This is a genomic window from Sphingobacterium sp., from assembly GCF_032065005.1.
Classification (GTDB): Bacteria; Bacteroidota; Bacteroidia; order Sphingobacteriales; family Sphingobacteriaceae; genus Sphingobacterium.
The window spans coordinates 16,440-30,218 of record NZ_DAMBMM010000005.1; the positions used below are offsets into that span (position 1 = coordinate 16,440).

A 13,779-nucleotide genomic window follows, 5' to 3' on the forward strand; every position below is an offset into this window, starting at 1 on the left:
GCCATTCCCTTTTTGTTCATTTTGTAATATGTCTCATTTTTAGTAACTTGAGAATCCAAAATATATTTTTATTTAACAATTACATAATAACAAGCTTATGGGAAAAGGAGATAAAAAAAGTAGAAAAGGAAAGATCATCATGGGTTCATACGGTAAAAAAAGGCCTAGAGATCCATGGAAACATAAGACCACAGTAAAGTCTACAGAAGAAAAATCTAAATAGAACATATTTTCTGAAATGTAAGAAGCATCTTGAGGAAGGGTAAAACTGGAGCAAGATGCTTTTTCTTTTGTTTTGATATTGGTTAAAATTATCCTTTCCTTAAATTTTCTGCTTGTATTTTATAGAAAAATTGGGTCAATTCTTTCTATAAAATTAGCGTGATATATAGAGATTATCTATGCAATAATTCTGTAAAGCGTTGGAAGTATTCTATATTTTAGCGGACCTACCAATTGAGGGACGGATTTATGCAGGAAATTATAGACAAAATTTATAGTATAGTTTGGAGTGATGCCTTGGTGTACTTGTGCCTTTTGGCAGGGGTGTATTTTACGGTTCGCTTTAAATTTCCCCAGTTAATTTATTTGAAAGAGATGATCCGCCTTCTCTTTAAGGGCAATAGTTCTAAAAAGGGAATATCTTCTTTTCAGGCCTTTTCATTGGCCATATCGGGACGAGTAGGGACAGGAAACATTGCTGGTGTGGCTACAGCCATTGGAATGGGTGGACCGGGTGCCGTGTTCTGGATGTGGATCATTGCTTTCTTGGGAAGTTCATCGGCTATTATTGAGGCCTCTCTTGGACAATTGTATAAGGAGGAAAAGGATGGGCAATATCGCGGGGGACCGGCCTATTATATCCAAAAAGGGTTAAAGAGTAAGGTGTTTGCTTGGATATTTGCCATTGTGACCATTATCAGTACGGGTTTCTTATTGCCAAGTGTACAGAGCAATAGCATTGCCTTGGCCATGAAGTCTGCCTTTGACCTTTCACCAATGGTTATCGGGATCTTTTTAGCGCTTTTATTGGGTTTTATCATTATCGGAGGTGTAAAAAGGATCTCTAAGGTTGCCGAATATGTGGTTCCATTTATGGCCGGTGCCTACATCTTAATGGCCGTTGTCATCATCATCCTAAACATCCAACAAGTTCCGGCAGTTTTTAAATTGATCTTCCAGTCAGCCTTGAATCTGGATGCCACATTTGGCGGGATTGTGGGTTCTGCGATTTCTTGGGGGGTAAAACGAGGGATCTATAGCAATGAAGCCGGTCAAGGTACTGCGCCACATGCAGCAGCGGCTGCCGAAGTGAGCCATCCTGTAAAACAGGGTTTGGTGCAGGGTTTTTCAGTTTATGTGGATACTTTATTTGTTTGTACGGCTACGGCGTTGATGATCCTGTTTACAGGTCAATATAATGTAGCTGATTCGGCAGGCGGTTTTATTGTGCAGCACATCCCTGGTATTGAAGCAGGACCGGAGTTTACCCAATTGGCCGTTTCGCAGCACTTCCCTTCCCTAGGGGCGGGTTTCATCGCCATTGCATTGATGTTTTTTGCTTTTACAACGATTATGGCCTATTACTATATCGCCGAATGTAATGTAAGCTTTATTGGAAAAAACAGGAGCAGGACTGCCTTGATCTGGGTTTTGCGGGTGATGATACTGGGTTCGGTCTATCTAGGATGTATTTCGACAGCGAAGATGGCCTGGGATCTGGGCGATATTGGCGTAGGAATGATGGCTTGGCTAAACATGATCGCCATTATTTTGTTGCACAATAAGGTCTTGAAACTTTTCAAGGATTATAACCAACAACGAAAGGAAGGAAAAGATCCGGTATTTAATAATGCTGAAACGAAGTTTTCAGATGTGGGGATTTGGGAGAAAAATAAAAATATATAATTACCTATGGCTAAATTAATTAATCTGAACGTTTTTAAGGATTTCTTTGCGTCGAGTAACGCGGGCGGGATCATGTTGTTTCTATGTGTTATCCTATCCATGATCATTGCAAATAGTCCCTTGGCGGCAGCCCTTCAAAATCTTTTGGACCTGCCACTAGGTTTCGAAACGGAATCCATACACTTGAAATATTCGGTTCTACTGTGGATCAATGATGGTCTGATGGCCGTTTTCTTTTTATTGGTTGGTCTGGAGATCAAGCGCGAAATCGTGGAAGGTGAACTGTCTTCACCCAAAAAGGCAAGTTTGCCAATTTTGTGTGCCATAGGCGGTGCCGTTGTGCCTGCATTGATCTATTTGTCCTTTAATGCTGGACAGGAGACTGCAAGCGGTTGGGGTATTCCAATGGCTACGGACATTGCTTTTGCATTGGCAGTAATCAATCTTTTGGGAAACAGGATTCCTTCCAGTCTTAAGATATTCCTTGCTGCCTTGGCTATCGTGGATGACTTGATCGCTATCTTGGTGATCGCGTTTTTCTATTCTTCGGGAATTGAATTGACCTACCTATACTATGCAGTTGCAGGAATGGTAGTTTTGATCCTGATGAACAAATTCAATGTGCTGAATCCTTATCTGTATTTGATTCCGGGTGTGTTTATTTGGTATTTCATCCATCATTCTGGTATCCACGCTACTATTGCTGGGGTTTTGGTGGCTATGACCATTCCTACTAATGATACGGCTATTGAATCGCCATTGGAGCGTTTGGAGCATGCCTTGACCAAGCCGGTTAACTTCTTGATCATTCCACTTTTTGCTTTTGCCAATACCAATATTACCCTGGAAAAGGAAATGTTGGGCGGACTGACTTCTGGCTTAGGATTGGGGATTTCATTGGGCTTATTGGTCGGGAAACCGATCGGAATCCTATTAACTTCCTTTTTATGTACGAAGGCTAAACTAAGTTCTCTGCCTGAAGGAAGTAATTGGAAGCATATTATTGGGGTAGGGCTGTTGGCTGGTATTGGTTTTACCATGTCCATCTTTATCGCCATCCTTTCCTTCAATGATCCAGAGCATGTTTCTGAGGCTAAGCTTTCGATCTTACTGACTTCATTATTAGCTGGAGTGTTTGGCTATCTCGCCTTAAATTCCAAGAAAGAATATAAGTAATAAACAAAGGGAGGCCGATAAATGCCTCCCTTTGTTTATTGTGAATTAGTCCTGACGATTTGGATATTGCCGGTTTCCAATTTGTTTTCCAGCCATTTCTTTAATTTGCCAAGTTCCTCTGCATTTATATCCTTTTGAGCATTGTAAGTAATGATATTTTGGTAGTGGCTGCTATCGGGTGAAACCACGAACAGTTGTTTTCCTATGCTGTAGGGTGCCAATTCGGGGAATAGGATATTGATTTCCTTGATCAGGTTCTGGTCATCGAAGGTATAGGAAGAGAGTTCTTTCCTTAGATTCTGGATCGTCACATCTTTTTCTGACACATTTCTAGATTGCCTGTTGATCTCTGCCAAAATATCCCTTTTGAGGTCTGTGCTGTCCTGTCTGATCAGGAGATCGGTGTTTTCAAGATGATAAGATGCTAGCTTCATTTTGAGGTCCTTGATTTCCAAAGAGTCGAATTTCTTGTCCAGGAAGGCAAGTTCAATCTTTTTGGGTCTGCTATTGAAATAGGTGTTCTCGTAAATCAAGGTGTAGCCCTTGTTCACAAATTCATTTTGGATGAAATTATCAACGTTTTGGCTGTATTTCTTTTCCTGTAGTAGGAGGTAAGCCAAATAGAAGCTGGGTATTAGGATTACCAAGATCAGGGTACTGATGGTTCTTGTAATGCGTTTTTCCTTGGCTTCATCCACGAATTTTACCTTAGGGTATTTCAGGAATTTAACAATCAAGAAGGTTGAGATACAGATAAAGAAACAGTTGATGGTGTAAAGGTAAAGTGCTCCACCGAAATAACTGAAATTACCGATGGCGAGGCCATATCCAGCTGTACAGAGGGGCGGCATAAGGGCGGTAGCAATCGCAACCCCGGGGATAGGGTTTCCCTTTTCGACCCTGGTCAATGCTATGACGCCTGCTAAGCCACCAAAGAATGCGATGAGGACATCGTAAATGTTTGGAGCGGTACGAGCCAGTAATTCTGATTGCGCTTCCTTAAAAGGGCTTAAAAGAAAGTATACAAAGGAAACAAATAGACTGACAACCGTGGCGATAGCCAGATTCTTGATCGATTTCTTCAATAGAGTGAAGTCATAGGTCCCTAAGGCAAAGCCGGCGCCCACAATAGGGCCCATCAATGGAGAAATTAACATGGCACCAATGATGACAGCCGTGGAGTTTACATTCAGTCCAACCGAGGCAACGACAATGGCACATGCCAAAATCCATACATTGGCCCCGCGAAAAGATATGCTGGAAGTGACGTTTTCCAAAACCTTGTCCTTCGCTTCTTCTCCAAAATGTAAATTTAAAAATCTGTATAGTTTGTTCATGGCAGTGTGATTCTGCCTGCAAAAATATCGTTTAATATGAATTGAAAAAATAAAAAAGGGAGCTTTCGAGAAAAAATATCGAGGAATTATTTACTTCGTAATTAAGTCCTGAATTGATTGGGCGTGGTGCCTGTAATGCTCTTAAAAGACTTGTGGAAGCTCACAAAATTATTGAATCCAGAGTCATAGCATACTTCTTTCAGGCTAATGTTGCTGTTCCGCAATTGAAAACAGGCATGTGATATCCTGACTTCATTAATGAATTGCACCGGGGTTTTTCCTGTTTTATTCTTAAAATATCGGCAAAAAGAGTTTTCGGTCATTCCGGCAACCTTGGCCAGGTCCTGGAGCATGATTCTGTGTTTGTAGTTTTCACGAATGTAGCCCATTAAACTATTCATCCGAAATTGGTCTTCTGACTGATTGAGGATGGAATAATTAGTGCTGATCAACTCCTCTGCTAATAGGTCGGATAGCTGATTCAAGCATTCCAATAAGAGGAAAAACTTGGTCATTCCACTGGATTGGATGCATTTCTGGATCTGCAGGTCAAATAAACCTTCCTGTTCAATGGGGATGTACCTGCCTCTGCTCGTTTGATCCAGCAACTGTTTAATCTGTACCAGCTCAGGAGCTTGTAAAAACTTTTCTATGCCAAAGTCCTGAATAAAATGGACTACAATACAATCTATGGGTTCTTCAGGTTTTTCAGGATTGGATATTTCATCAAAAAGCCAATAATGGGGAATCTGGGAGGGGATGAGCACTGCAATTCCTGCATGAAAACTTTTTATCCGGTCACCAATAAAAAGAGTTCCCGATCCTTTCTTCACATACACCAGTTCCCATTCTTCGTGATAATGCCAAATGGATTGGTGCTTGGGGAAATAATCCCTTCGCATCTGGAAACTTTGATTCTCAGTTTTGGGAACGGCGAGTTGTTTGATGATCATAATGTCTAATTTATTCATAAAAATTGAATTGCAAAGGCTGTGAATGGTAAAATAGTTTATTAATTAGGTAATATAGTTCAATACTTTTTGCTGAAATATCTCGTATTTAGTTTCTCAATTATATTCCACACTATGAACAATAGGAGTAACACTATAGCTATCGTATTAATCACGTCCCTGTTTTTTTTCTGGGGATTTATCCATAACCTGGACCCTATATTGATAGCTCACCTCAGGAGTGCGTTCAGTTTGACCCATCTTCAGGCCTCTTTGGTGGATTCAGCAGTGTTTATTGCTTATTTGGTCATGGGTATTCCGGCCGGTCTGATTATGCAGAAGTATGGGTATAAGGTGGGAATTTTAGTGGGATTGATCCTTTTTGCGGTAGGGTGTTTTTTGTTTGTGCCGGCTGCCAATACGATGAGCTATATGTTCTTTCTTTCGGCTTTATTCGTGGTGGCCTGTGGAATCACGATTCTGGAAACCGCTGCAAACCCTTATATGACTGTCTTAGGAGATCCTAATACAGCCACCCAACGTCTGAATTTTGCCCAATCCTTCAATGGTTTGGCTGCTTTTGTTGCTCCGATCGTCGGAGGGAAGTTTATTCTGACGGAAGATCCTAAAACCGTTGAACAGGTTGCGGCCTTGACTGATGCGGAACGTTTGGCCTATATACAGACGGAAACTGCCGTGGTAAAAGGGCCTTATGTTATTTTGGGGATCATTATTTTGGTAGTTGCATTGATCTTTTTCTTCATCAAGTTGCCTGAAGTAAAGGAAGAAGAGGGCGAAGGAAAAGGATTTTTAAAGGCTTTGAGACATAAAAACGTGGCTTGGGCGGTCCTAGCACAGTTCTTTTATATTGGTGCACAGGTCTGTGTGTTGAGTTTTTTGATTGTATATGCCGTGGAGGTGTCAGGTATTGAAGCTAAAGATGCTAAATACTATGCAGGGGTTGCTGGCTTGATGTTTATGTTAGGAAGGTTTGTTGGTACCTTCTTTATGCGTTATATCGCTCCGGCTAAACTGTTGTTGTATTATGCCGGAATCTCAGCCTTACTGACCTTATTGTGTATTTTTGGTACAGGTGTCATCACGCTTTACAGTATGGTTGCCATAGCATTTTTTATGTCGATCATGTTTCCAACGATCTTTGCGATTGGGGTGGAAGGTACCGGTGCGGATACTAAATCTGCGTCAAGTTTGATCATTATGTCCATCGTCGGTGGGGCTTTATTGCCTCCGGTGTTAGGGTATGTGTCAGACTTGACCGGACATATGCAATACGGTTATTTTGTGGTTTTGGTTTGTTTCTTGGTGGTGGCCTTGTTCGCTACCCAAAACAAGAGCGATAAGCTAATTGTTAAACAGGGACATTGATAAATAGATTATGAGTATTAAAAGATATGCCATGGCTTTGGATCTGGTTGATGATCCGAAAATGATCGCCGAATATGAAGATCACCATAAGCGAGTTTCTGCTGAGATCAAAAAGTCGATTACCGATGCTGGCGTCACGGTAATGGATATATATCGCTTTGCTAATCGCCTGTTTATGATCATGGAGGTTGATGAGAGCTTTAGCTTTGAGCGAAAAGATAAGATGGACGCTGAGAATCCTGCTGTACAGGTTTGGGAGCAGTTGATGTGGAAATACCAGCAGTCTATCCCAGGATCTAAACCTGGAGAAAAATGGGTAATGATGGAACAAATATTTGAATTATAGTACCAAATGGAAAAAGAGAGATTGGAGTTTTTACAAATCCATCCTAAAGATAATGTCCTGGTAGCTCTTCGCGACCTGCCAGCTGGCTATTCCCTGGAATTTGAAGGGAAAGAAATCAGCCTGAAAAGGGCTGTGGCTGCCAAGCATAAGTTTACCATAGATCCTTTCCAAAAGGACGATGAGGTTTATATGTACGGCGTTTTGGTGGGGAAGGTGAATGAAGACCTGCAAAGTGGGGAGTTGCTGGATGTGAATAACCTGCGCCATGCCGCTGACGATTTTAAACTTGGCGATAGAAAATTAGAATGGCATAAGCCTGATGTATCTGCATTCTTAGGCAGGACATTCCGAGGCTACCATAGGAGCAATGGGTTGGTAGGGACGGCTAATTATTGGTTGGTTATTCCATTGGTGTTCTGTGAGAACAGGAATGTGTTGACCTTGAAGTCGGCATTGGAAGAGAAATTAGGTTACCAAGTTGAATCGAAAGATTATTCGGATGAGGTTGATGAGTTGATTTCCAGATATCAAAGTGGAGCTTCCGTAGATGATCTGATGACTGTGGACCTGAGTGCAGCGAGAGAGAACAAGTCTAAAAAGAGACTTTTTTCCAATGTAGATGGCGTGAAATTCCTGAACCATGATATGGGCTGCGGTGGAACTAGGATGGATTCGGATGCCCTATGTGGCCTATTGGCTGGATACATTACGCATCCCAATGTTGCTGGAGCGACAGTGTTGAGTCTAGGATGTCAACATGCGCAAGCTTCTATCTTGAAAGCTGAGATTGCAAAACGGGATCCTCATTTTGATAAACCGCTGTTCGTTTTTGAGCAACAGTTTGAAGGAACAGAGCAAGAGTTGATGCAGAAAGCTATCAAATCCACCTTCACTGGTTTGGTAGAGGCGAATAAATTGGAACGCAAAGAAGCAGGGTTGGATAAATTGTGCATAGGGTTGGAGTGTGGAGGGTCTGATGGTTTTTCCGGTATTTCGGCAAATCCTGCTTTAGGATACCTTTCTGATATGCTGGTAAGCCTAGGTGGCTCGGTCATCCTTTCGGAATTCCCAGAGTTGTGTGGCGTAGAACAGGAATTGAGCGATCGCTGTATTGACGAACCTACCGCAGAAAAGTTTATTCAGTTAATGCGTACATACAATGCAAAAGCAGAGGCTGATGGTTCTGGTTTCTACATGAACCCATCGCCAGGAAATATCCGGGATGGATTGATTACGGATGCGATTAAATCAGCTGGTGCCGCAAAGAAAGGAGGGACTTCTCCCGTGGCAGCAGTGGTAGATTATCCTGAATTGGCAAACGGTCCTGGTTTAAACCTGCTATGTACTCCTGGAAATGATGTAGAGAGTACGACGGCGGAAGTTGCTGCCGGAGCCAATGTGGTTTTGTTCACTACAGGGTTGGGAACTCCAACTGGAAATCCGATTACTCCAGTTATCAAGGTGGCGTCCAATACGAAAGTCTATAATAAAATGAATGATGCAATCGACCTGAACTGTGGGACTATTATCGACGGGGAAGAAAGCATTGAGGAAGCGGCACACCGCATCTTGAATTATGTCATTGCGGTTGCGAGTGGTGAAGAAACGGCAAAAGCAGTTAAGCTTGGTCAGGATGATTTTATTCCTTGGAGACGTGGAGTTTCACTTTAGTAAATAATAATAAAACCTTTAAATAGAAATAATTATGTCTAGGCTAAAAGATAAAGTAGCGATTGTGACAGGCGGAGCAAGTGGGATAGGAAAAGCCATTTCCACTTTGTTTGCCAAGGAGGGAGCAGTTGTACATATTTTGGATCTGAACCCGACCGGTGGGGAAGAAACCAAGAAGTTGATTGAAGACGAAGGCGGAAAATGTGAAGTCCATACTTGTAATGTGAGCAAGCAAGCTGAAGTACTGGATGTAGTAAAGCAGATTGGCAAGGTAGATATATTGGTGAATAACGCCGGTATAGCGCACGTAGGTAACCTAGAAGGGTGTACTGAAGAAGATATGGACCGGATTTACCAAGTGAACATAAAAGGCGCTTATAACGCCTTATTTGCGGTCGTTCCAGTGATGAAGGCTAATGGAGGTGGAGCAATCTTGAATTTGGCTTCCATTGCGACCCTTGTTGGTATTCCTGATCGCTTTGCTTATTCCATGAGTAAAGGAGCCATGTTTGCCATGAGTTTATCCGTAGCTAAGGATTACCTGAAAGATAATATCCGATCAAACTCCATTTCGCCGGCACGAGTACATACGCCATTTGTAGATGGCTTCATCGCTAAAAACTATCCTGGTAAAGAAGCCGAAATGTTTGAGAAGCTCTCAAAAACCCAACCTATCGGACGTATGGCAGAGCCGGAAGAAATTGCAAAATTAGCCTTGTTCCTTTGTTCAGATGATGCATCGTTTATTACTGGTAATGACTATGCTATCGATGGAGGTTTTGTTAAGTTGAATAATTAAAATAGACATAAGATAATAGATAAAAGACATTAGACTTTGGTGACTTGATTGTTCTTATGTCTCGTGTCTTGAGTCTATTGTCAATAAAAGTATAGAAAAATGAAATTAATCAGATACGGAGAATCAGGAAGAGAAAAGATCGGTGTGAACATCGATGGAAAGAATTATGATGTTTCGGCATTTGGCGGAGACTATAACGAGGAGTTTTTTACAGACAATGGACTAGCTCGTTTGGAGGAGTTTGTGAAAGCGAATCATGGGAAACTGATTGAGATTCCTGCAGAATCTCGATTGGGGGCTCCATTCACAAGACCATCCAAGATCGTTTGTATTGGCTTGAACTATAAAGACCATGCGGAAGAAACTGGTGCTAAGATACCAGCAGAGCCGATTATCTTTATGAAGTCCACTACTGCATTGGTAGGTCCTAATGACCAAGTGATGATTCCGAAGAATTCAATCAAGACCGATTGGGAGGTTGAGTTCTGCATTGTTATCGGAAAGAAAGCATCTTACGTCGAAGAATCTAAAGCCTTGGACTATGTTGCTGGCTATGTTCTTCACAATGATGTTTCAGAGCGTGAATACCAATTGGAGCGTGGCGGAACATGGGATAAAGGGAAAGGTTGTGACACCTTCGCGCCTATGGGCCCATTTATGACCACTACTGATGAAATTCCTGATATCAACAATGTAAAGCTTTGGTTGAAAGTGAATGGCAAGACCTATCAAAACGGAAATACCGCCAACCTGATCTTCAATGTGCCATTTGTAGTTTCCTATGTCTCTCAGTTCATGACCCTGTTACCAGGGGATGTGATCTCGACAGGAACACCTGCCGGTGTTGGCTTGGGCTTTGATCCTCCAATTTACCTGAAAGAAGGTGATGTGGTTGAATTAGGGGCAGATTACCTTGGCGAGCAACGTCAGGAAGTAATCGCTTTCCGCAAAAATTAAAAGAGACCATGAGAATAGATACTCATCAACATTTTTGGTTATTTGATCCCGTAAAGGACGCTTGGATTACGGATGAAATGTCGGTAATTCAACGGAATTTCCTTCCCAATGATATTTCTGGGACCCTAAAGCAATTGGATTTTGATGGTGTTGTAGCTGTTCAGGCAGACCAATCCTTTCGGGAGACAGCGTTTTTGCTGGAGTTATCCCAAGTCTATGCCTTGATCAAGGGTATCGTTGGATGGGTGGATCTCAGGTCTGAAAATGTAGAAGAGCATCTCCAAAACTTCTCAAAACATCAGGTCATCAAAGGATTCAGGCACATCGTTGAAGCTGAGGATGACCCTGACTTTCTCCATAGGGATGAATTCTTGCGCGGTATGGCCGCATTGACCAAATATAAATACACCTATGACCTTCTGTTGCGCCCAAGGCATTACCAAAGTTCCTTAAAATGCGTGGCGGCCAATCCGGATCAAGCTTTTGTTTTGGACCATATTGCAAAACCGCCAATCAAATCCCAGGAATTTACGGAATGGGCGAGCTATATCGAACAATTGGCTTCCTATCCGAATGTTCATTGTAAGATTTCAGGACTAGGCACAGAAGCAGATTGGAAACATTGGAAGTTGGATCACTTTACGGAGTACCTGGACCATGTCATTCAATGCTTTGGTAAGGAAAGATTGATGTTCGGGTCTGATTGGCCGGTGTGCTTGTTGGCCGGTAGTTATGAGGATGCGCTTAAGATTGTTGAGCATCGGTTAGGTGATTTTTCGGAACAGGAGTTGAAAGGCTTCTGGGGAGATAATGCAGTGAAGTTCTACGGTTTAAAATAGTTTATATGAACTTAAATTTAAAAGATAAAGTGGTCTTGGTTACCGGTGGTGCCAAAGGAATTGGAAAGGGAATTGTTGAGCTATTAGCTGAAGAAGGAGCGATTCCGGTAATTATTGGGAGAAAGGAAAAAGACAACCTTGCCGTAGAGGAGGAGTTAGCTACAAAAGGCTTTAGATCCTTCGCGGTCCAGGCTGAATTAACAAATCCAGAAGACTGTAATAAGGCCGTTGATGCAGTAATAGCTAAGTGGGGCAGGATAGATGGATTGGTGAATAATGCAGGCTTGAATGATGGTGTAAGCCTAGAAACTGGCGATTATGACTCTTTTGTAAAGTCCCTGCACAATAGTTTGGTCCATTACTACCTGATGGCGCATCATTGTCTCCCAGAATTGAAGAAAAGCAAAGGGAGTATATTGAACATTACTTCTAAAACTGCTGAAACTGGACAAGGGGGGACATCCGGTTATGCAGCTTCCAATGGTGGAAGAAATGCTTTGACAAGGGAATGGGCAGTCGAATTGCTGCCGTATTCCATTCGGGTCAATGCTATTGTCGTTGCAGAAAGCATGACACCGCAATATGAAAGCTGGATAAAAACCATTCCTAATCCAGAAGAAACATTGAAAAAAATTACGAGCAGGATTCCGCTTGAAAACCGGATGACTACCGTGGAAGAAATTGCCAATATGGCTGTATTCTTACTTTCGGATCGATCAAGCCATACCACAGGTCAGTTAATCCATGTGGATGGGGGCTATGTGCACCTAGATAGGGCTTTGATCAATGACTAAGTATAACAAGATATATTTGTAATCAACCTTTAGTAAACTCAATTGAGCTGCTTTCATTAAGCAGCTCTTTTTTATACCTTTCCTCCAATATAAATTGTTACAAACGATTTACTTCATTCAAAATCTTGTTCTATCTAAAACAACTCCAGTTTTTGAAGTAAAATCCCATTTCTAACCTTTAGTTCTTATCAGATTCGGACTTAAAATTTTTAGATTTTATTTTGATATTAAACGTTTAAGCATTAACATTGTGTAATTATAAACTGAAAAGTTCCGCATTTGTTTTATTTGAATTGTCTTGAGCAGTCTTCTTTTATGCTTAAGATGCTTAAACGATTAAAGCAATAGCCAGAATCCTTAACTAACCGAGAGATTTGGTAGCTCTTTTCAAAAATAGAATGTGATTTCCAATTGAACATTTGAATAATCAACTAATAAATAAATCATGAAAATTAAATTGTTATTAGCTTCCTTATTACTCTGTGGCATGTCCTATGCCCAGCAAAAGCAGCCATTTAATGGAATAGATATGAGTTTGGGAAACCTTTCCAAACTTTCCAATGCCAAAACCAGGTCAATTAGTCCAGAAAACTTTACAGGTGCCAAGGGGAAAGGAGGAATGGCAGATCCAGCGAAACAGGCTGGTCAAAAGAATGTTGCCAATGCTTCGCATGCTTCTAGGGAGCTAGGAGTGGGTTGGAAGGTAAATCCCTATATCACGATTGCACCTGGCGAGACCTTCACCATGGCCGAAATCAATGAATCAGGGGTAATTCAGCACATGTGGATGACTCCAACAGGAAATTGGAACCACACGATTTTCAGAATTTATTGGGATGGCGAGTCAACTCCTTCGGTGGAATCTCCTGTAGGACCATTCTTTGGAATGGCTTGGCATCGTTTCGCACCATTGAATTCATTGGCGATGACCGTTAATCCAGGAAGTGCATTCAATTCCTATTGGAAGATGCCATTTCGGAAAAGTGCCAAGATTACTATGGAAAATATTTCCAGCGAACCCATGAACCTGTATTACCAGATAGACTATGCCGTAACCGAGGTTCCTGAAGATGAAGGGTATTTCCATGCCCAATACCGTCGGTCAAATCCAACCCAAGGCTCTTTACACACTATAATCGATGGAATCAAAGGAAAAGGACAGTACGTAGGAACATATTTAGGGGTAGGGGTCAACAACATAGGTTGGTGGGGAGAAGGTGAGATCAAATTCTTTATGGATGGTGATAAGGATTATGCAACGATTGTTGGAACAGGTCTGGAGGATTATTTCTGTGGTTCCTACAACTTCGAAAACAAGGCCACAAGGCAATATCAAGAATATTCCACCCCATACGCTGGCTTGCACCAAGTAATTCGTCCTGACGGCGTATATGAGTCCCAGGCGCGCTTTGGAATGTACCGTTGGCATATCATGGATCCCGTGAGGTTCGATGGGGACCTAAAAGTGACCATTCAAGATTTAGGATGGCGTTCGGAAGGGAGATACCTACCGCAGAAGTCCGATATGATCTCTGTTGCCTATTGGTACCAATCCGAACCCCATAACAAATTTCCAAATCTACCATCCAAAAACGATCTAGAAGTAAACTAAATTT

13 protein-coding genes are annotated in these 13,779 nt (G+C 41.8%); 11 read left to right on the top strand and 2 right to left on the bottom strand.

The window, feature by feature from the left end:
- Positions 1-97: 97 nt before the first annotated feature.
- From RT138_RS09630 to nhaA, 3 genes are all read left to right on the top strand, one after another.
- A complete protein-coding gene (locus RT138_RS09630; RefSeq protein WP_093095150.1) occupies positions 98-223 on the top strand; it encodes a 30S ribosomal protein THX in 126 nt (41 codons plus the stop codon).
- Positions 224-471: 248 nt separating this feature from the next.
- Entirely contained in the window at positions 472-1,908 is a 1,437-nt protein-coding gene (locus RT138_RS09635) for an alanine/glycine:cation symporter family protein (protein WP_313190493.1), read from the top strand.
- Positions 1,909-1,914: 6 nt separating this feature from the next.
- Entirely contained in the window at positions 1,915-3,084 is a 1,170-nt protein-coding gene (gene nhaA / locus RT138_RS09640; protein ID WP_313190494.1) for a Na+/H+ antiporter NhaA, read from the top strand.
- Positions 3,085-3,119: 35 nt separating this feature from the next.
- On the opposite strand, the gene RT138_RS09645 is transcribed toward nhaA, so the two are convergent.
- Together RT138_RS09645 and RT138_RS09650 are read right to left on the bottom strand one after the other, a co-directional pair.
- Positions 3,120-4,421 (bottom strand): DUF389 domain-containing protein, encoded by a 1,302-nt coding sequence (locus tag RT138_RS09645; protein ID WP_313190495.1) that lies wholly within the window; start codon positions 4,419-4,421, stop codon positions 3,120-3,122.
- Between the two features lie 101 nt (positions 4,422-4,522).
- The gene (locus RT138_RS09650) at positions 4,523-5,392 is read right to left on the bottom strand and encodes an AraC family transcriptional regulator (protein WP_313190496.1); all 870 of its coding nucleotides are present in this window, start codon (positions 5,390-5,392) and stop codon (positions 4,523-4,525) included.
- Positions 5,393-5,506: 114 nt separating this feature from the next.
- Here RT138_RS09650 and fucP point away from each other — a divergent pair, with 114 nt between their 5' ends.
- From fucP to RT138_RS09690, 8 genes are all read left to right on the top strand, one after another.
- Entirely contained in the window at positions 5,507-6,757 is a 1,251-nt protein-coding gene (gene fucP / locus RT138_RS09655; RefSeq protein WP_313190497.1) for an L-fucose:H+ symporter permease, read from the top strand.
- Between the two features lie 10 nt (positions 6,758-6,767).
- Positions 6,768-7,103 (top strand): L-rhamnose mutarotase, encoded by a 336-nt coding sequence (locus RT138_RS09660; protein WP_409529451.1) that lies wholly within the window; start codon positions 6,768-6,770, stop codon positions 7,101-7,103.
- Between the two features lie 6 nt (positions 7,104-7,109).
- Positions 7,110-8,774, top strand: coding sequence for an altronate dehydratase family protein (locus RT138_RS09665; RefSeq protein ID WP_313190498.1), 1,665 nt, complete (start codon positions 7,110-7,112; stop codon positions 8,772-8,774).
- Between the two features lie 34 nt (positions 8,775-8,808).
- Positions 8,809-9,573 carry an SDR family NAD(P)-dependent oxidoreductase gene (locus RT138_RS09670; RefSeq protein WP_254528366.1) on the top strand — a complete coding sequence of 255 codons (765 nt, stop codon included), beginning with the start codon at positions 8,809-8,811 and terminating at the stop codon, positions 9,571-9,573.
- A 99-nt stretch (positions 9,574-9,672) separates the two neighbouring features.
- Positions 9,673-10,530 carry a fumarylacetoacetate hydrolase family protein gene (locus RT138_RS09675; protein WP_313190499.1) on the top strand — a complete coding sequence of 286 codons (858 nt, stop codon included), beginning with the start codon at positions 9,673-9,675 and terminating at the stop codon, positions 10,528-10,530.
- 8 nt (positions 10,531-10,538) lie between these two features.
- Entirely contained in the window at positions 10,539-11,369 is an 831-nt protein-coding gene (locus RT138_RS09680; RefSeq protein ID WP_313190500.1) for an amidohydrolase family protein, read from the top strand.
- A 5-nt stretch (positions 11,370-11,374) separates the two neighbouring features.
- Positions 11,375-12,163: an SDR family oxidoreductase gene (locus RT138_RS09685; protein ID WP_313190501.1), complete on the top strand. Its 789-nt coding sequence runs from the start codon at positions 11,375-11,377 to the stop codon at positions 12,161-12,163.
- A gap of 445 nt (positions 12,164-12,608) precedes the next feature.
- Entirely contained in the window at positions 12,609-13,775 is a 1,167-nt protein-coding gene (locus tag RT138_RS09690) for a glycoside hydrolase family 172 protein (RefSeq protein WP_313190502.1), read from the top strand.
- Positions 13,776-13,779: the final 4 nt, after the last annotated feature.

Excerpts from the sequence above, each read along its gene's own strand:
- RT138_RS09630 (WP_093095150.1), top strand. The coding sequence starts at position 98 with ATGGGAAAAGGAGATAAAAAAAGTAGAAAAGGAAAGATCATCATGGGT.
- RT138_RS09635 (WP_313190493.1), top strand. The coding sequence starts at position 472 with ATGCAGGAAATTATAGACAAAATTTATAGTATAGTTTGGAGTGATGCC.
- nhaA (WP_313190494.1), top strand. The coding sequence starts at position 1,915 with ATGGCTAAATTAATTAATCTGAACGTTTTTAAGGATTTCTTTGCGTCG.
- RT138_RS09645 (WP_313190495.1), bottom strand. The coding sequence starts at position 4,421 with ATGAACAAACTATACAGATTTTTAAATTTACATTTTGGAGAAGAAGCG.
- RT138_RS09650 (WP_313190496.1), bottom strand. The coding sequence starts at position 5,392 with ATGAATAAATTAGACATTATGATCATCAAACAACTCGCCGTTCCCAAA.
- fucP (WP_313190497.1), top strand. The coding sequence starts at position 5,507 with ATGAACAATAGGAGTAACACTATAGCTATCGTATTAATCACGTCCCTG.
- RT138_RS09660 (WP_409529451.1), top strand. The coding sequence starts at position 6,768 with ATGAGTATTAAAAGATATGCCATGGCTTTGGATCTGGTTGATGATCCG.
- RT138_RS09665 (WP_313190498.1), top strand. The coding sequence starts at position 7,110 with ATGGAAAAAGAGAGATTGGAGTTTTTACAAATCCATCCTAAAGATAAT.
- RT138_RS09670 (WP_254528366.1), top strand. The coding sequence starts at position 8,809 with ATGTCTAGGCTAAAAGATAAAGTAGCGATTGTGACAGGCGGAGCAAGT.
- RT138_RS09675 (WP_313190499.1), top strand. The coding sequence starts at position 9,673 with ATGAAATTAATCAGATACGGAGAATCAGGAAGAGAAAAGATCGGTGTG.
- RT138_RS09680 (WP_313190500.1), top strand. The coding sequence starts at position 10,539 with ATGAGAATAGATACTCATCAACATTTTTGGTTATTTGATCCCGTAAAG.
- RT138_RS09685 (WP_313190501.1), top strand. The coding sequence starts at position 11,375 with ATGAACTTAAATTTAAAAGATAAAGTGGTCTTGGTTACCGGTGGTGCC.
- RT138_RS09690 (WP_313190502.1), top strand. The coding sequence starts at position 12,609 with ATGAAAATTAAATTGTTATTAGCTTCCTTATTACTCTGTGGCATGTCC.